Annotated in this window: 14 protein-coding genes; 7 read left to right on the top strand and 7 right to left on the bottom strand. The window is 56.6% G+C overall.

What is annotated here, in order from left to right; genetic code table 11:
- The first annotated feature begins 42 nt into the window (after positions 1 to 42).
- Complete coding sequence (gene idi, locus Q0M74_RS07510; protein ID WP_293953023.1) at positions 43 to 615, top strand: isopentenyl-diphosphate Delta-isomerase; 573 nt, start codon at positions 43 to 45, stop codon at positions 613 to 615.
- 15 nt (positions 616 to 630) lie between these two features.
- On the opposite strand, the gene Q0M74_RS07505 is transcribed toward idi, so the two are convergent.
- From Q0M74_RS07505 to Q0M74_RS07495, 3 genes are read right to left on the bottom strand one after another with little or no spacing between them, the layout of a single operon-like run.
- Positions 631 to 1,719 (bottom strand): phosphotransferase, encoded by a 1,089-nt coding sequence (locus tag Q0M74_RS07505; RefSeq protein WP_293953021.1) that lies wholly within the window; start codon positions 1,717 to 1,719, stop codon positions 631 to 633.
- Complete coding sequence (gene treS, locus Q0M74_RS07500) at positions 1,716 to 3,506, bottom strand: maltose alpha-D-glucosyltransferase (protein ID WP_293953019.1); 1,791 nt, start codon at positions 3,504 to 3,506, stop codon at positions 1,716 to 1,718. Before treS ends, Q0M74_RS07505 begins: the two co-directional genes overlap by 4 nt.
- 50 nt (positions 3,507 to 3,556) lie before the next feature.
- Positions 3,557 to 4,840 (bottom strand): alpha/beta fold hydrolase, encoded by a 1,284-nt coding sequence (locus tag Q0M74_RS07495; protein ID WP_293953017.1) that lies wholly within the window; start codon positions 4,838 to 4,840, stop codon positions 3,557 to 3,559.
- A 32-nt stretch (positions 4,841 to 4,872) separates the two neighbouring features.
- On the opposite strand from Q0M74_RS07495, the gene Q0M74_RS07490 reads away from it, so the two are divergent.
- The 3 genes from Q0M74_RS07490 to Q0M74_RS07480 are packed head-to-tail and all read left to right on the top strand — an operon-like array spanning position 4,873 to position 7,372.
- Positions 4,873 to 6,909, top strand: a complete 2,037-nt coding sequence (locus Q0M74_RS07490; protein ID WP_293953015.1) for a M3 family metallopeptidase — start codon at positions 4,873 to 4,875, stop codon at positions 6,907 to 6,909.
- A 40-nt stretch (positions 6,910 to 6,949) separates the two neighbouring features.
- Entirely contained in the window at positions 6,950 to 7,213 is a 264-nt protein-coding gene (locus tag Q0M74_RS07485; RefSeq protein ID WP_293953013.1) for a hypothetical protein, read from the top strand.
- An 18-nt stretch (positions 7,214 to 7,231) separates the two neighbouring features.
- Complete coding sequence (locus Q0M74_RS07480) at positions 7,232 to 7,372, top strand: hypothetical protein (RefSeq protein WP_293953011.1); 141 nt, start codon at positions 7,232 to 7,234, stop codon at positions 7,370 to 7,372.
- 146 nt (positions 7,373 to 7,518) lie between these two features.
- Here the strand turns inward: Q0M74_RS07480 and Q0M74_RS07475 are convergent, their stop codons facing one another.
- The 3 genes from Q0M74_RS07475 to malQ all read right to left on the bottom strand — a co-directional run bounded on the left by Q0M74_RS07475 (position 7,519) and on the right by malQ (position 12,786).
- Positions 7,519 to 8,472 carry a restriction endonuclease gene (locus Q0M74_RS07475; RefSeq protein WP_293953009.1) on the bottom strand — a complete coding sequence of 318 codons (954 nt, stop codon included), beginning with the start codon at positions 8,470 to 8,472 and terminating at the stop codon, positions 7,519 to 7,521.
- A 163-nt stretch (positions 8,473 to 8,635) separates the two neighbouring features.
- Positions 8,636 to 10,501 carry an ABC transporter ATP-binding protein gene (locus Q0M74_RS07470; protein WP_293953007.1) on the bottom strand — a complete coding sequence of 622 codons (1,866 nt, stop codon included), beginning with the start codon at positions 10,499 to 10,501 and terminating at the stop codon, positions 8,636 to 8,638.
- 155 nt (positions 10,502 to 10,656) lie between these two features.
- Positions 10,657 to 12,786: a 4-alpha-glucanotransferase gene (gene malQ, locus Q0M74_RS07465; RefSeq protein WP_293953005.1), complete on the bottom strand. Its 2,130-nt coding sequence runs from the start codon at positions 12,784 to 12,786 to the stop codon at positions 10,657 to 10,659.
- A 474-nt stretch (positions 12,787 to 13,260) separates the two neighbouring features.
- On the opposite strand from malQ, the gene Q0M74_RS07460 reads away from it, so the two are divergent.
- From Q0M74_RS07460 to Q0M74_RS07450, 3 genes are all read left to right on the top strand, one after another.
- The gene (locus Q0M74_RS07460) at positions 13,261 to 15,111 is read left to right on the top strand and encodes a long-chain fatty acid--CoA ligase (RefSeq protein ID WP_293953003.1); all 1,851 of its coding nucleotides are present in this window, start codon (positions 13,261 to 13,263) and stop codon (positions 15,109 to 15,111) included.
- A gap of 11 nt (positions 15,112 to 15,122) precedes the next feature.
- Positions 15,123 to 15,500, top strand: coding sequence for a hypothetical protein (locus tag Q0M74_RS07455; protein WP_293953001.1), 378 nt, complete (start codon positions 15,123 to 15,125; stop codon positions 15,498 to 15,500).
- A 405-nt stretch (positions 15,501 to 15,905) separates the two neighbouring features.
- Positions 15,906 to 16,583 carry a hypothetical protein gene (locus Q0M74_RS07450; RefSeq protein WP_293952999.1) on the top strand — a complete coding sequence of 226 codons (678 nt, stop codon included), beginning with the start codon at positions 15,906 to 15,908 and terminating at the stop codon, positions 16,581 to 16,583.
- Between the two features lie 204 nt (positions 16,584 to 16,787).
- Here the strand turns inward: Q0M74_RS07450 and Q0M74_RS07445 are convergent, their stop codons facing one another.
- The gene (locus Q0M74_RS07445; protein WP_293952997.1) at positions 16,788 to 17,453 is read right to left on the bottom strand and encodes a hypothetical protein; all 666 of its coding nucleotides are present in this window, start codon (positions 17,451 to 17,453) and stop codon (positions 16,788 to 16,790) included.
- Positions 17,454 to 17,537: the final 84 nt, after the last annotated feature.

Below are 17,537 nucleotides of genomic sequence, written 5' to 3'. Positions count from 1 at the left end.
ACTGGGTGAGGGGATAGCATCCAGGTTGCTAAGCTGGTGGACATGACAAAAGAGGAAGAACTGGTTGTACTCGCCGATACCGAGGGCAATGCTATTGGCACTGCATCCAAGGCCACCGTGCACACTGAGGACACACCACTTCATTTTGCGTTCTCCAGCTACATCCTCAACCCGCGTGGTGAATTGCTGGTTACCCGCCGCGCGTTGAGCAAGAAGACCTGGCCAGGGGTGTGGACCAACTCCATGTGTGGTCACCCGGCCCCGGATGAAACTAACGCAGATGCCATCCGTCGTCGTGGCGTTGAGGAGCTCGGCCTGGAACCGAATTCCTTCCTGGACATCCAGGCTATCCTCCACGATTACCAGTACCGTGCAGTGGACTCCTCAGGAATTGTGGAAAACGAGATCTGCCCAGTCCACATCGTCCGACTGGCCAACGGTGAATTTGTTGAACCACTGGAAGATGAAGTCGAGGAGTTCGCATGGGAGGTTCCACAGAAGATCTTTGACGCCGTGGACGCCACCCCCTTCGCCTTCTCCCCATGGATGGTGGATCAGCTGTCTAACCCAGAGCTACGCCAGGCGATCCTGGAAGCCTTCGACGATCATCTCTGATGTTGTGAAAAGCTTTTAACCAAGCACACGCTCAACCGCTCCGAGTGGGATATGAACCCAGTCGGGGCGGTTGTTTATCTCATAGGCCACCTCATAAAGTGCCTTGTCCAGAATATAAGCATCCAACAACGAGCGATGAAGATCCACAGCCCCATAACCCTGCAGATAAGCACTCGCTGCCTCCTCACCCCAGGCTTTATGAACACCATCAAAGTGAGCCGCATAGTCAAGAGAGCGGAGCATTCCAGCAATGTCACGCAGTGGGGAGTCAGGAAGCTTGCGCTCTGCCAGTGGACGGGCTGGTTCACCTTCAAAATCAATGAGGATATAACGCGTGGTGGTGCGCAGCGTCTGGCCCAGGTGCAGATCACCGTGGATACGTTGTAGTTCCACTTCACCATCAAGCTCCCGGTACACCGCTACCGCATCCTCACGATAACGCGCCAGATCAGGTGCCTGCCCAATGAGATTATCCAACCGGGACACCAGACCATCAGCTACCTCAGCGGAGGGAACCAGCGTGGTGCCAAAAGCCTCAGCTAAAGCCACATGCACCGATGCCGTCGCCTCACCCAGTAACCGGGCCTCATCAGCAAAGCTTCCTGCTGTGGTGGACAGGGCATGCTTCCAGCCGTCCGCGCCGGGCATGAACCTCTGGGACATCACCAGGGTGTAGTCCGAACCGTCCAGATCCACGGAGGAATATCCCAACACAGGTGCCACATGTGGACAGTCAGGGATCTGGCTGAGTAATTCCACATCCGGGTTCAAGCCGGGTTCAAGTTTGCGGAAGTATTTCACCATCACATCCCCTGCCACCAGGGAGGTGTTCGACTGTTCACCGCTCAGGGCTTGATATGGGCCGGCAGGGAAGTCACCCGATGAGATCCATGCTCCGAGGCTGTCCTGTACCTCATCGACATGATTAACCAGGACGTCCTTGCCTTCTGGGTCCACCAGGAGTTGGTAGAGGACATCGTTGATGCGTGCAATCACCAGGGTGTTTTCACCCAGAGCTTTCTCCCGGACTATCTCAACATCATTGATTGTCTGGGACTTGGCACCGTAGAAGCGCTCATTCACGATGTGCTGGGCAATGCTCATTCCTCTTCACCGCTCAAATCCAACCAGAAGAACCCGTGGGGTGCCAGGGTGAACACGCACTGTCGTTCACCGATGGTGGGGAAGTACTGACCACCTGAAAGCTCACGCGGGGTGATACCAGCGAATTCACTTAAATCCAGGGCGACCGCCTGTGGCAGGCGTGACATGTTGTTCACACACAGCAGAGTCTGGCCCTTGTATTCACGCAGGTAGGTCAGGACTGCCTCATTGGTGGAGTCGATTTCACGGTAAGTGCCCTTGCCAAAGGCTGGGTACTGTTTGCGGATCATGATCTGGTTGCGGACCCACTGGAGTAGGGAGTTCTCCTGCTGCAGCTGACTTTCCACATTGACCTGGGCATAACCGAAGCGGTCATTTTGGATTGCCGGCAGGTAGAGGCGTTCTGGATCTGCCTTGGAGAAACCACCGTTGCGGTCATTGGACCACTGCATGGGGGTACGGACACCATCGCGGTCGGGCAGCCAGATGTTGTCACCCATGCCGATTTCATCGCCGTAGTACAACACTGGTGAACCCGGCAGGGAGAGCAGCAGTCCGTGGAGAAGCTCCAACTGGTTGCGGTCGGCATCAAGAAGTGGGGAGAGGCGTCGGCGGATACCCACGTTGGCACGCATGCGTGGCTCCGGTGCGTACTGCTGGTACATGTAGGCGCGTTCCTCATCAGAGACCATCTCCAATGTCAGCTCATCATGGTTGCGCAGGAAGATGCCCCACTGGGCAGTATCAGGGATCTCCGGGGTGTGCTTGAGGATCTCACTAATCGGTGTGCGGGAACCTTCACGAGCTCCCATGAAGATGCGCGGCATGAGTGGGAAGTGGAAGGCCATGTGGCACTCATCGCCCTTTTCCTTCTCACCGAAGTACTCCACCACATCCTGTGGCCACTGGTTGGCCTCGGCCAGGACGATGCGGCCGGGGTATTCCTCATCGATGACAGTTCGGCAGCGTTTGAGGAAGTCATGGGTTTCCGGGAGGTTCTCGCCGTTGGTGCCTTCACGTTCAAAGAGATAGGGCACCGCGTCCAAGCGGAAACCATCCAGGCCCAGGTCCAGCCAGAAGCGCAGCACATCGATCATGGCTTCCTGCACAGCCGGGTTGTCATAGTTCAGGTCCGGCTGGTGAGAGAAGAACCGGTGCCAGTAGTACTGTTTGCGCACCGGATCATAGGACCAGTTGGAGTCCTCGGTGTCGATGAAGATGATGCGGGCTTCAGAGTACAACTCTGGGTCATCACCCCAGACATAGAAATCACCGTAGGGGCCCTCGGGGTCAGTGCGGGACTGCTGGAACCAAGGATGTTGATCAGAGGTGTGGTTCATCACCAGGTCGGTGATTACGCGCAGGCCACGTCGGTGGGCCTGGTCCACCAGTTCCACAAAGTCCTCCACGGTGCCAAACTCCGGCAATATCTCACGGAAGTTGCGGATATCGTAGCCGCCGTCACGCAGTGGGGAGTCATAGAAGGGTGGGACCCAGATGCAGTCCACACCCAGCCACTGGATGTAATCGAGTTTTTCTGTCAGGCCCCTGAGGGTTCCGGAACCACTACCTTCAGGGTCATAGAAGGCACGGACCAGTACTTCATAGAAGACAGCGTCTTTGTACCATTCGCGGTCATGTTTCTCCCAGGGTTGTTCACCCGGGGCCGGTGCCGGAGTGCTGTAATATTCCGACTCGTGTTCAACAATGAACCCTTCGGCATCGACTACCGGGCGGGCGGTGGTCTCGGGGATCAGGTCCGAACTCAACGGGGTAGTGTCAGTCATGACCCCAAGGGTAGAGGCATTCTGGTGACCTCGCTCACCTTAATTTTGTGCTATAAGGTGGCCCCACCCAGGCCTTCAACTTGGTTCTTCTTCTCCATGAGGAATGAGGTGCGCACCATGTTCAGCGGATCGCGAACCACCTTCGGTTCACCATCCACCAGGGACAGCGCTGCACGGTTCTCCTCGGAATAGGGGGGCCAGGAAGGTGTTTCCCCGCGTGCAAAAGATGCGATGATCCGATGGGCCTCGGTGTCACGGGTGAAGATCTCCGGCATGTCCTCGCAGTGTTTTCCGGGGAATTCAACCCACCAGCCCTTTTCTGTCTGGGCGACGTAGCGACGAACCATGGAATCACCGATCAATCTGCCCACCACACGGTCATCAACTGTGCGTGCCTTGGCGATATAGGATTCCGGAACGGCTGCTCCCATCACACGGGCAATGAATTTCAACCCCAGCTCGCCACCGGTTTTCTTCTCGTCCAGACGGAGAGCAATGGGGTAGTCATACATCTCATCGCGGGTGGCGGTGATCAGCAGATCAATATCGGCCAGCTCATCCGGGTCATAACCGGAAGGCCCCAGCGCCAGGTCATGGAAGTACCTGCGGGCAAAGCGGCGGTAGCCACGCGCAAGACGTGTGGGGTCGAGCTTGCTCAGGGCCTCACGAGTCACAGGCCGGCCGAGGGCGCGTCGTAAAGCTCCTTTACGCTTGCTAAAAGCACCGCGTGGGTAGCTGGGGGACAACGCCACCACACGACGAAAACCGCCACGGTAGTGATCAAGGCGGGCCAACCACAGTACGATGCCGCCACCGGCTGACTGCCCCATGAGGGTGACATTGGTGGGATCACCACCGAAATCCTCGATGTTTTTCTGCACCCACTCCAGGGCGAGGACGCAGTCATCCGTGCCACGGTACCTATTGGGCTCATCATCGTGGAAGGGCACAAAACCCTCCAAACCCAGGCGGTAGGACACCTCCACCACCACAAACCCCTGACTGGTGAAAAACAGCGGATCGTGGCGCTGATCAAAACGGGTGCCCGTGGCATAACCACCACCGTGGATGAACACGATCACCGGATGGTCCGCCCCGAAACGCACCTCCGGGGTGGACACGGTCAGATGCAGACCATCGTGTTTCCCGGTGGCATCAATCTTCATCGGCTCAAGCTTCTCTGCATCATGGAAAGGCTTGGCTTTGGCATAAGGGATGGAACGGAAATAGGGCAGGAGTTGCTCGCGTGCCTCATCATTTTCAGTGGAAGGCGCCGTGAATGGAACAAGCTCGCCAGTGATGGTGCCAGCTGGGCAGGTGACCGTAACAGACATGATCCAAACTCTAGCAACTAGGATCGGTGCTCATGAGTGTTGATGCCCTACTGACCCCAAGTAACCTGCCCTATCTGCTGCCTGATTTCGCAGCGATCACCACAGAGGATTTCCTCCCCGCTTTTGAGATTGCCCTTGCTGAGCACAAGGCGGAGATCGAAGGTATCACCGCCAACCCGGATGCGCCGTCCTGGGAGAACACCCTGGAAGCCCTCGAGCGTGCCGGCCAACCACTCAATCGTGTGGCCTCTGTGTTCTTCAACCTCCAAGGCACTGATTCCTCCGAGGAGATGGATGCGATCGCCCAGGAGATCGCCCCGAAGCTGTCCGCGCATTCCGATTCCATCTTCCACAACACCGCACTCTTCCAGCGACTTGAGGCACTCGAAGCACCTGCTGATGAGGAATCCGAACGTCTGCTGGATCACACGCTGCGTGCTTTTCGACGCCGCGGTGCAGCTCTCGACGACACCGGCAAAGCACGCCTGTCAGAGATAAACCAACGACTCTCCGCACTCTCGGAGCAGTTCGGCCGCAACCTGCTGAAGGACACCCGTGACCTGGCGGTGGACTTTGAGGAATCTGAACTTGCTGGTTTCAGTGCATCCCGCATGGAAGCGGCTGCATCCTATGCCGCTGCTGTGGAACGTGAGGGCTACGTCGTGCCCTTGGAACTGCCCACCGTACAGGCAGAACAGTCAGTGCTGACCTCCCCTGAATCCCGTGCCAAGCTCTATGAGGCTTCTCAGAAACGCGGCCAGGAATCCAATGCCGATGTGCTGTTGGAGACCGTCCGCCTGCGTGCCGAGCGTTCCCAGCTGCTGGGTTACACCACCCACGCGGAGTACGTCATTGAAGAGGAAACCGCCGCTGACGTGGACGCTGTCCGCGGTCTGCTCTATGACCTCGCGCCGAGTGCCTCTGCCAATGCCAAGGCTGAGTACAAGCTCTCTGCTGAGGAAGCTGAAGCAGCCGGTGAAAAGGTTGAGGCTGCTGACTGGCCCTTCTGGGAATCCAAGGTCCGGGAACGCGACTATGCCTTAGATGATGCTGAACTGCGCAAGTACTTCCCACTGACCCGTGTCTTAGAAGATGGCGTGTTCTACTCCGCCAACCGCCTCTACGGCATCACCGTGGACAAGCGCGAAGACCTCGTCGGCTACGCCGAAGGTGTGGATGTCTGGGAGGTCAAGGACTCTGATGGCTCAGGCATCGGCCTGCTGCTGACCGACTACTTCGGGCGTCCCTCCAAGCGTGGTGGCGCCTGGATGAGCAGCTTCGTGGACCAGTCCCACCTGTTGGGCACCAAACCGGTGGTCACCAACGTCATGGGCATCACCAAGCCCACCTCCGGTGAAGCACTGTTGTCCCTAGATGATGTGACTACCATCTTCCACGAGTTCGGCCATGCCCTGCACGGACTGCTCTCTGATGTGCGCTACCCGAGCTTCTCCGGCACCTCCGTGCCCCGTGACTATGTGGAATTTCCCTCCCAGATCAATGAGAACTGGGCTTTTGATCCAGCAGTGGTGCGCAACTACGCCCGCCACCATGAAACCGGCGAGGTCATTCCGGATTCCATGCTGGAGGCCATCGAGGAAGCCAAGCAGTTCGGCCAGGGCTTTGCCACCTCCGAGTACCTGGCAGCATCCATCATCGACCTGGCCTGGCATTCCCTGACCGCTGAGGAAGCAGCAGCAGTCACCGACATTGAACAGTTTGAGCAGGACGCTCTGCAGGCAGCTGGCCTGGATGTGGACAATATCGCCCCGCGTTACCGTTCCACCTACTTCAACCACATCTTCGCCGGTGGCTACTCAGCCGGATACTACTCCTACCTGTGGGCAGAAGCACTGGATGCCGATGGCTTTGACTGGTTCACCGAAACCGGTGCAGCAGGTGCAACAGCCTCTGCAGAAGCTGCCCGCAACTCGGGTCAGGACTTCCGTGACCTGGTTCTTTCCCGTGGTGCAGCAGCTGATTACACCCGTTCATTTGAAGAGCTTCGCGGCCGTGCCAAGGACATTCAGCCATTGCTTCGTCGCCGTGGCCTGGCAGGTGCGATCTAGGCTCTCAATGTTTCGGTGGGGCGGTGTAAGGTTTTAAGCCATGACCGCCTTCCTCGACTGGATTTCACAGCAGCTGACCACAGCACCGCTCTGGATCCAGTCACCCATCGTGATCCTGGGAGCGGTGCTGGTGTGCATCCTGCTGGCCGCACCACTACTCAGGAGCATCGATATCCTCGCGGCGTGGACGCGGCGCACTGTCGGCGGACAGCAGCACCGTTCCTCACACAGCGGACGAGGTGGGCGAGGTGCCGGCAGAAATGTTGGCGGCACACGCATCATCAGCGAATCTCAACCAAGCTAAGGACATTGAAGAACACTCATGGCTAACCCAGAAGAGCTCCGCAAACGCGATCAGGAGCTGCCCAAGCGCAGGCGCAAGTACCCCCAGTCACGCGTGACCCAGGCACTGGTGATCCTGCTGGTCATCGTGCTGGTGGCCTGGCTGGTATCGCTGATCTAAAGCTTTGCTTGTCCACGACTTGACCCCCTGTATTTCACACCAAACGGTGTGGAATGCAGGGGGTCAGTGTGATTCATGGTTTTGCTAAGGGTGGGCAGATCCGCGGAAGCTGCAAGACCGGTGTGCGTGATATTCAACGTGCGGAGTTAATCAAAATAGTCCTGATCAATCTCAAGCGTCACATAGGTGCGTCGGGCCTGGACTCCGACGCGGTAATGCATCATCAGATCAACCAGACGTTCACCATCGATTAGAACCAGGTTGGTAGGAATAGAATTGGCGTAGTTACGGGCTGCAGGAGTAAAAGTACTGGTGGTGAAGAAGACGCCCTTTTGTGCTGCTTTTCCATGGAGTGCTCCAACGAACCCCTGGATTGCCTGACTTCCTACGTTATTGCCTTCTGCATAGCGTTTGGCCTGTACATAGATTTTGTCTAGTCCGAGAGCATCTTCATCGATGACTCCGTCGATTCCGCCGTCATGACTCTTACCAATAGCAGCACCTTTGCCGTGGGCACCTCCGTAACCCATTGCCAGAAGTACATCGACAACGACTGTCTCAAAGAAATCTGGATCAGATTCCCTCAGTACTTTAAGCAGTTCAGCCCCGACCGTTCGTCGATTCGTACGCTCGGCAGAATCCATGGTTTCATCAACACTTTGAATGCTGGAGACCTGTTCTGCAGGAATAGGAGATTCAACAACCTCCTGAGTGGAGCTGCTCGGCCAAAAGGGGCTGAAGAACTTGTTTGCTTCCGCATAATCCATTCCTTCCGGATATTTTTTGAGCCAGGCGGTGCCTGCTTCTGTAATCCGATAATGCCCCCGGGTGACCACTTCGATGAGAGCAGCTTTGGAAAGATGTTGAATAGCCCAATTCACCCTGTTATTGATACGAAGCTCACCGGAGTTCAAGGTTTCTGCAATACCGCTTGCTGACACTCCGGATTTTTCCCGGGTGAGTGAAACTATTTCTCGGCGACGGTAAACATTCCCATCTAAAACAGTTCTAAGAACCGGGGCTGTCAATCGTGACCAAGGTGGAACCTGTGAATCAGCGGGGTCGACGTAGAGACTGTCGTCGGACGGGGAATCATGCATAATGATGCTTCCTCATGTGTAGCGGGAGAACTCTAAGGAGCCAGGATGGATGTCCCTTACTCTATCTGCGCTTTCATGAAGTTTTATTGAATTCGTAGAGATGTATTCTCAAAGTGATGGTGCTCTTGGAACAGGGAATCCAACACCGCCAGGGTTTATACTTTTATTCTTCATCCTCCACAGGCGCATCACCGGTGAAACCGAAGGAACGTAGGCGCTCGCGGTCGGCTTCAGCGGTGGACTGGGTCAGGCGCAGTAGCTCTGCGTAGATACCGCCGGAGACTGCAAGCTGGGCAGGGGAGCCGATCTCATCAACCTGACCGTCGCGGATGGTCACAATGGTGTCCACATCAGCAATGGTGGACAGGCGGTGAGCGATCATGAGAGTGGTGCGGTTGGCCATGAGCTGTTCCAGACCGTCCTGGACCGCGCGCTCGGACTTGGTGTCCAGTGCTGAGGTGGCCTCATCAAGGACCAGGACGGGGGCGTCTTTGAGCATGGCGCGGGCAACAGCCACACGCTGCTTCTGTCCACCGGAGAGCTTCAGTCCACGTTCACCGATCACGGTGTCATAGCCCTGGGGGAAGGCCTCGATGAATTCATGGGCATTGGCCTTCCTGGCCACCCTGATGATCTCATCCTGGCTGGCACCGGGCCTGCCATAGGCGATGTTTTCAGCAATGGATCCGGAGAACAGACTGGCGTCCTGGAAGACCACGCCCACGGAGGCACGTAGCTCCTCGGAGGTGAGGTCATCCACGTTGCGGCCACACACTGACAGCTCACCAGCGCTGGGTTCATAGAGCCCCAACAGGAGGTTGACCAAGGTGGATTTCCCACCACCGGATTCACCGACCAGGGCGATGCGTTCACCATGGCGGGCCTGGATGGTGACGTCCCGGATCACCGGTTTGCCCTCTTCATAGGCGAAGCTGACATTTTCAAATTTGAGGGCTGGCTCGCCACTGGAGAGCGGTTCTGGAACATCGAGGGTTAGCGTCGGGGTCTGTGAGGTGATGGTGGCGGTGACCAGTTCCTTGTTGGCTGTTGGTTCGACCTTCTCGGACATGACGTCGAAGTAGTCACGGGAACCAGCGATTGCACGCTGGGCGGAGTCCACGATGAAGCTCATCATGAACACCGGCTGCTTAGCCATGTTGACCAGCTGTAGGAGCATGACCATGTCACCCAGGCTGAAGTGGCCGTGCAGGGTGCGGTAGAACAGCAGCAGGTAGATGGCCAGGAAAATCAGGTTCAGAGCTGCACCACGGAGGAAGTCCATGCGGTGCCACCAGCTGGACTGCGGGCGTGAGATATTTACGGTCTTGCCATAACGGGTGCCGAAATCATCCAATTCACGGGTTTCTGCAACGAAGCTCTTGACCACCTTCATCTGGCCGACAACCTCAGCAAAACGACCGTTAGCCAGGTCGATTTCCTGGTTTTTCTGTCGTTCCCACTTCTGCCAGCGGACAGAGGTCAGGGCGGTCAACCACATGTAGATGGGGAAGAGCAGTGCCAGCAGAATGGTCAGTGGCCAGTAGTAGATGGACGTGATGATCAAGACGGCCACCATGGTGATGAGCATGGGGAAGAAGTTGTTGGAAAACCCCTTCATGAACTGGGTGATGCCTGTAATTGAGCGGTCCAGGCGGGCGATGATGGTGCCGGTGACCTGGTTGTCAAAGTACTTCTGGGGCAGCGCCAGGAGCTTGGCGTAATAACGTGTGGAGAGAATCTGGCGCATGCGCTCTGACATGATGTCACCGAAGTAGCCACCCACATTGGACATCAGGGTGTTGAAGATATCAGCAACAAAGAGGATGACCGCCAGGATGATGATCGTCTGCGTGACTGATGCAACTGTGACCTCACCGTTGACCGCGGAGACGATCGTGTCGGTGGCTTCGCGCAGGATGAAGGGGGAGACCAGCGACAGTCCGGCCACCACTATCGAGGCGAGAACGATGCCGAGGTAGTAGGGCCAGAGGGCGGACGTGGTTTTGAGGATTCGTCCGAGAAGTCGCATGTTGTGGCCTTCTTGTTTTGAGGATGATCAAAGAGTCGTGCTCATTGTCCATGAGAAAGGCAATGGTCACAACAAAGTTCAGGCTAAGCAGCGTTCCGCCTATGAGAAAACGCCCGCCAGCTGGGCCGAGCTGGCGGGCGTTGTCAAACATGCTTTTAGCTCTCCCGTTGGGAGGCGTCTGCGATGGTGTTGTAGAGCGGATGGTCACGCAGTGTCTCGATGGTGATCGGGGTGCCATCGTTGTCACAGAGCGGGATGCACCAGTTGGGGTACATATCCCGGGTGGTGCCGGGCTGGTTCTGCGCACGCTTGTCACCGACCATGTCCACCAGGGACACGCAGGTCAGGGCAGACGGGGTACCGGCAACAAACTGGTGCAAGCCGGTGAGCAGTTCAGAAAGTTCACCACGATCGGTGCGTTCCTTGCCTACATAGCTGCCACCCTCTGCCCTTGGCAGGGCACCGTTGTCAGCCACAACATCAAGGATCTCAGCCTGCCACTGCAGGTCTTCAACATCCTCGATCTCAGCATCGCGGGTGAGCACACCGAGGCGATCACGCAGATCAATATGCTCGCCGGCGAGATAACCCGCGGTGGGCGGCAGATCATGGGTGGTCACCGAGGTCAGGGCAAGCGGGCGGTACTCAGCCTGCCTGCGCGGCCCTGACTGGGAGGGGGAGTGTTCGAACCACAGGATGGAGGTACCCATGATGCCGCGGCTGGCCAGAACATCCTGAACCCACGGCTCGAAGGTGCCCAGGTCCTCACCAATGACCACGGCATCAGCAAGCTCAGCCTCAAGTGCGAGGATGCCCACCAGTGCGTCATGATCAAAGTTGAGATAGGTACCCGTGGCGGGGGACTGCATGCGTGGCATGACAAAGAGACGGAACATACCCAGAATATGGTCCACACGGATGCCACCGGAATGGCGCAGCACAGTGCGCAGCAGATTACGCCAGGGGATATAACCCTCTTCTGCCAGGCGGGTGGGGTTCCATGGAGGCTGGGACCAATCCTGCCCCTGCTGGTTGTAGCCATCTGGTGGGGCACCCACAGAAATATCCGGGGCCAGCACATGGGCGAGGTTGTGGGCATCCGCACCACCCGGGTGCACCCCGACCGCCAGGTCCGCCATGATGCCGATCGACATGCCAGAATCGACTGCACGCTTCTGCGCGGCGGCCAGCTGCTCATCACACAGCCACTGCAGCCACATGTAGAACATGGTCAGTTCATCGCGATCAGGTTTTTCAGCATGTGCGGAAGAAAGCTGCTCAATCTCACGGTCTGCACACCAGGTGGCGAAATCAATCAGCCCTTGACCTTCACGCTGCACGAAGTCAGCAAAGGTACCTTCCCGCTCATCAGTGCGTTCCACCAGGAAGATCTCATGCAGAACCTGGAGTTTTGCGGCAAAGATCGGGTTGCGTTCGATGATCTCGGAGCTGAAGTTCAACTCACGGAACTCATCGGCCATCTCTGCCACCTCATCGCGAAGGTCAACATCGAGCTGGTTGAACTCAGGAACATCCTCCACCCGGATATAGATCGGGTTGATGAAACGACGCGTGGTGGGAAGATAAGGGGAGTCCTCAGTGGGAGGAAAAGGCTCAGCCGCATGCATCGGGTTGATCAGCAGAAAATCAGCCTTGTCCCTAGCCAGAACACTGGCAAGATGGCCCAGATCATTGAAATCACCCATGCTCCAGGAAAGATTGGAACGCACGGAATAGATCTGCGCCATCACACCGGTGCGTGGTGAATCCAGGTACTTATCAGCAGTAGACAGACGTTCAGGAGTGATAATCAGACCACACTGGGCACTCTCCTCACCTGATTCCAGATGGACCTGGTGCCAACCTAAGGGCAGGTCACCGGGAATCTTGAATGAGGCTTCACCCCAGGCGACTCCCTCGACAGTGCGCGGCTGCGCCCAGTTATCCACCTGGAGGGCTTCCCGACGCTCACCGGAATCCAGTTCAATGAACACCTTTGCTGGTTGGCCATCATGAACATGGATGGGGAATACGCGTTCCTCGCCCTGGACAGCCACCACACACGGGGGCAGTGGGCGAGAGAATTCACGATCGTGAAAACGGTTGATGGCAGCATTCAGCTGATCATCAGTGGGGTCGCCCTCACCCAGATCAACATCAAGTGCACGCAGAACCTTGATCAGCGTGTCCTCACTGACCTCGATGTTTGCACCGCGATAATCGGTGAAAGAGGTAGAAACGCCGTATAGTCCGGCCAGGTCATTTAATGGTCCTCGAGCAGTCACAAGTCAACATCATGCCACTGAAAAGCACTTTCGACAGCGTAACGAGAGGGAAACCACCCCATAGGCGTTAAGTGAACTAAACGATTGACTTCCCCGCCGTCACGAAAGCAGTCGAAGAGGTAGATTTGTAGACAAACCCTGAAGCGGAAATCGGCAGTATTTCTTTGGTGTCTCCCTAGGTGAAATGGTGCGTAATAGTACAGGACAGTGATGTGTGGGAGATATACGCCGATATCCTTTTCGAGGGAACACAGGTGGCACCTTTGGGGTGTGTCTGTGGTTCGGTTGTAGCACATCACCATGGTTCCTCCCCGGTGAGTCACGGTTCCCTCCGTGATTGATCCTGGCCAAGGATTAAATTAGGGCACTGGTGAAACACAGTGTGAGAAGCCACCGATAGGCTCTAAAGAACTATTGCAACGCAAAAATACACGGGATCAACCCCCACGAAACATGGAAGGCGAGAACCTCAGTATGACTTCAACGTCAAACCCCTCGGAATTCACCGTAGAAGCGGAATACACGATCGGGGAGCATGAGACCTGCCTGACCGCTCTGATAGATCAGGTCAAGTCCCGCCCATTCGGAGTGCTGTATTCCCGCCCCGCCAATTACGAGTGGGTCAACGTCACCGCACAGGAATTCCTGGATGAGGTCTTTGAGGTAGCCAAGGGAATCATTGCGGTTGGTGTGGAGAGCGGCGACCGTGTCGCACTTCTGGCTGACACCCGTTATGAATGGGCAGTGATGGACTTCGCCATCTGGGCAGCCGGTGCTGTGACCGTCCCGATTTACAGTTCCTCCTCCCTGTCCCAGGTCCAGTGGATCATTGAGGACTCCGGTGCAGTACTTGCCGTCACCGAAACCCCTGATCACACTGATCTGATGAAACACCTCGTGCTTGGTGAAGATGGCACTCCGGCACTGAAGGGCTCTGGTTCCCAGCTGCGTCGAATCCTGGAGATCAACGCCTCAGCTCTGGATACCCTGAAATTTGAGGGGCGTGACCTCTCAGATGACCTGGTGTGGGACCGCATCAAGGCCACCAAGGCAGATGACCTGGCATCCCTGGTCTACACCTCTGGAACCACCGGTAAGCCCAAGGGATGTGAGATCCTGCACCGTAACTGGCTTGCTGAGGTCCGTGCCCTGCTGACCCACCCGGTGGGCAGGATTGCCGTTCCAGGCAGCCGCATGCTGACCTTCCTTCCCATGGCACATGTGCTTGCCCGTGCGGTTTCCCTGGCTTTCGCCGTTGGTGGCGCCACCCAGTCCCACTGGTCTGATTTCTCCACCCTGGCACTGGAATTTCAGCGTACACGCCCCAACTTGATCCTGGGTGTTCCCCGTGTCTTTGAAAAGGTTCGTAACTCTGCGGCCACGAATGCCAGCGATGGTGGTCCGGTCAAGGCTGCAATGTTTGCCCGAGCAGAGAAGACCGCCATTGAATACTCCCGGGCACTGGATACTGAAGAAGGCCCCGGACGTGCGCTGACCATGGCTCACAAGGTGTTCAACAAGCTGGTCTATTCCAAGATCAGGGCCGCTGTTGGTGACTCCGTGGAGTTTGCCATCACCGGCGGTTCCGCCATGGGACATGACCTGCTGCACTTCTACCGGGGTGTGGGCATCCCGATCTATGAGGGCTACGGTCTCACTGAAACAGCTGCCGCAGCTGCCCTCGACTTCACTGATCAGAAGATCGGTACCGTGGGACAGCCACTGCCGGGCATGACCATCCGTATCAACGATGATGGTGAAATCCTGCTCAAGGGCGAGATGCGGTTCCGTGGTTATTGGAACAACCCCGAGGCCACGGCGGAATCCATCGTGGATGGTTGGTTCAACACCGGTGACCTGGGTGAACTTCTGGAAACAGGTCACCTCGTGATCACCGGCCGTAAGAAGGACCTCATCGTCACCGCTGGCGGAAAGAATGTCTCCCCAGGACCGATGGAAGACATCATCCGCGCACACCCACTGATCAGCCAGGCCATGGTGGTCGGCGATGGAAAGCCTTTTGTCGGCCTGCTGGTCACCCTGGATCCGGATAGCCTCAAGCGCTGGAAGCTCAACCACAACATTCCAGAATCCCGCACCATTGAGGAGCTGGCGATCGAACCCGCCCTCCGCGGTGAGATCCAAGATGCCATCAACAATGCGAATGCCACCGTGTCCCATTCAGAGGCGATCAAAAGATTCTTCATCCTTGATCGTGATCTCACAGAAGAAGACGATGAGCTGACCCCGACCCTGAAGGTCAAGCGTAATGTTGTCTACCGTCGCTATAGCGACGCCATTGATCATATCTACCGCCGCAAGTAAACGGAGCAAAAGTGCAAGATATTCAGTTTGACTGGGACGGAGCTGCCTGGCAGCAGTCTGAAGTCGGTGCAGAACCTGGGAAGTTTTCCCTCGGCGTCATGGACGAGTTTGCCTATATCATTGCCACCGGCTCAGAAGGTGATGAGGAATTCTTCACCCTCGGCTCGAACCCGGGCCTGGCTTTCGGTGATCCTGAGTGGCTTTTTGCTCAGGACAACCCAGGCTATGTGGCGGAGTGTCTCGGGCTGCCATCCGACCGTATTCCGGCCGTGACCAAAGTGGTGGATAAGTACCTGTCCCGTCTAGATGATGAAAAGACCCGCGGGAAGCCCCGCGTCATCGTGGATGAACTGGTTGATTCCATGGGCCTGCCTGCAGTTTCCTGGTAGTCCGGATCTGATCTAGCAGCTGATTCCTGCCCATGCCCTAGTGGTGCCGGCAGGAATTTTTTGTTGTTGTGACGCCGCTGTTCGAGGGGTGCCGCATTCATCTGATTGCTGATGATGGAGAGGCGTCAGATTTCCTTTTGGACGCGCCGTTGTACAGACGGCTCTATGTCAATGGTCTGTGAAAGAATAGGGGTTCTTCGAAGGCTGATATTTCGGCACGGAGGAACCTTGGTTCTGAAGAATTTTCATCATGGAGATGTCGTGGGGGTGTCTTCGGCGTGCCTACGGAGTATTCCAAGCTCATTCACATAAAGTCAGAAGCCGTTAGAGGAACTCTCAAGTGTTACTTGAGAGTCCTATGTGATTCCTGAGGCTGAATGCAAGAAAGGATGTGTGCTGGAGATAATGGGCACTTCCACCGCGCAACTGCGACACCGCGAGCTCACCCAGGAGATCTACAATATTGGCGATGAGGTCGCCGAATACATTGAACACATCATGGAGGCTGTCTCTGATTGGGACGCTGAACTGGTGGAGGACTGTCTGGCTGAGTTCGAAGAGATCGTTGCAGAAGGCAGGGATGACGCTCGCACTGTGGTGGCAGAGCTTTCTGGCCTCCGTCACGCACTGACCTCAGGCATCCGACAGGGTACCGTGAGTGCACGGTCTGCTTTGCGTGTTGATCTCTCCCAACCAGAGCGCATCACCGCCGCAGACCTGGAACGTGAACACCCCGTCGAGGACCTGGTGGTGGTCCGGGAACTTGCTGGCGCATTGAACGCCCGCACCGAAGGTGTGGTCAAGCACCTGGAACAGGTTGTTGACTGGGTTCTGGTCCAGACCGCCAATGTGGCCAATGACCTGGAATCCTTCTCACTTCCGATGCTTTATGGACGCGTTGCTGATGATGTCTGTACCTCCACCCGGGCATGGTTGGACACCGTGGCTGATGCTCACCCGGACTATGTCTGGACGATGCGTGGTTCCAACCCGCCCAGCTTCCTTCTGGAGCGTGCCCGCATTGATGCTGTGGTTGCCCGCGTGGCCACCAAGCTGGCGCAGAAGCGTGGCCAGGTTTCCTGACAGGGATCAGATTCCCAGGGACGTACAAAGGAAAATGATCCCCTCAGACAGGGCGGGGCGAGGCACAGTTTTCATGTGTGTCTCGCTCAGGGCCGTCTGAGGGGATCATCTGGTGTGGGCCCTTCCCTCGAGGGTGACCTTTTTCGGTGGTCATAACTACCCGCTGTCCGTAGGTCCGCCTCATATTCCCCTTGGGGGCGGAACTTAGTCTTCGAAGAGGTGACGGACGAAGGGAATCTGTGGAAGGCGGAACGCCACCTCTGAAATCAGGCGGAAGAGGGGAGTGGTGCGTTCCGCAGGCTCTGTGATCGGGCGTGGGTATTCCACGGAGACAGAGAAGGTGTCAACCTCACCGTTATCATCGGAGACTGTGAATACGGGGGAGACCTGTGAGGCACCAGTGAAGAAATGAGGCACGAACACGGTGATTGACTGATCTGGCTGCACCTGGGTACGGAAATTCTGGAAGGGGAAGGACACCTCGACCTTCAGATTCTCGAAGGTGCTATCACCTTCATAGGCTACCCGGAGAATCTCGCCACGTTCCGCCTCAGCATCACGCCAGAAAGCGGGGCCAGTCTGAGTATCTGTGGAGGTGCCATCAGCGCTGGGGGTGGTAGGGGTGGTTTCTGTGAGCTGATTCTCAGTTTCCGACCTGCCGGAATCATCAGCCTGGGTCGGGGTGGTGGTGTGGACTGCCTCCGCGACGGTGTCGAGCACAGAGACGGATGCGGAATACATGGTGCCTGTTGTCGCGGGCGTATCAGGTGTCTCAGCTGCAGTGATCATAGTGGAATCAGCGGCTATACAGGGTGTACTCCCCATCATGAGCACTGTTGTCAGTGCTGCAACCAGCTTCGTCCTTTTCATAGCGAGTAGTTTACTACTTTGTCATCAAAATCGTGTAATGAACCTTAAATTATAGTGAATTTTATGTTTTTAATTGTAGAAGCA

Source organism: uncultured Corynebacterium sp., from assembly GCF_945649885.1.
In the GTDB taxonomy this organism is placed as follows: Bacteria; Actinomycetota; Actinomycetes; order Mycobacteriales; family Mycobacteriaceae; genus Corynebacterium.
This window is presented reverse-complemented; position numbering and strand designations above follow the sequence as displayed.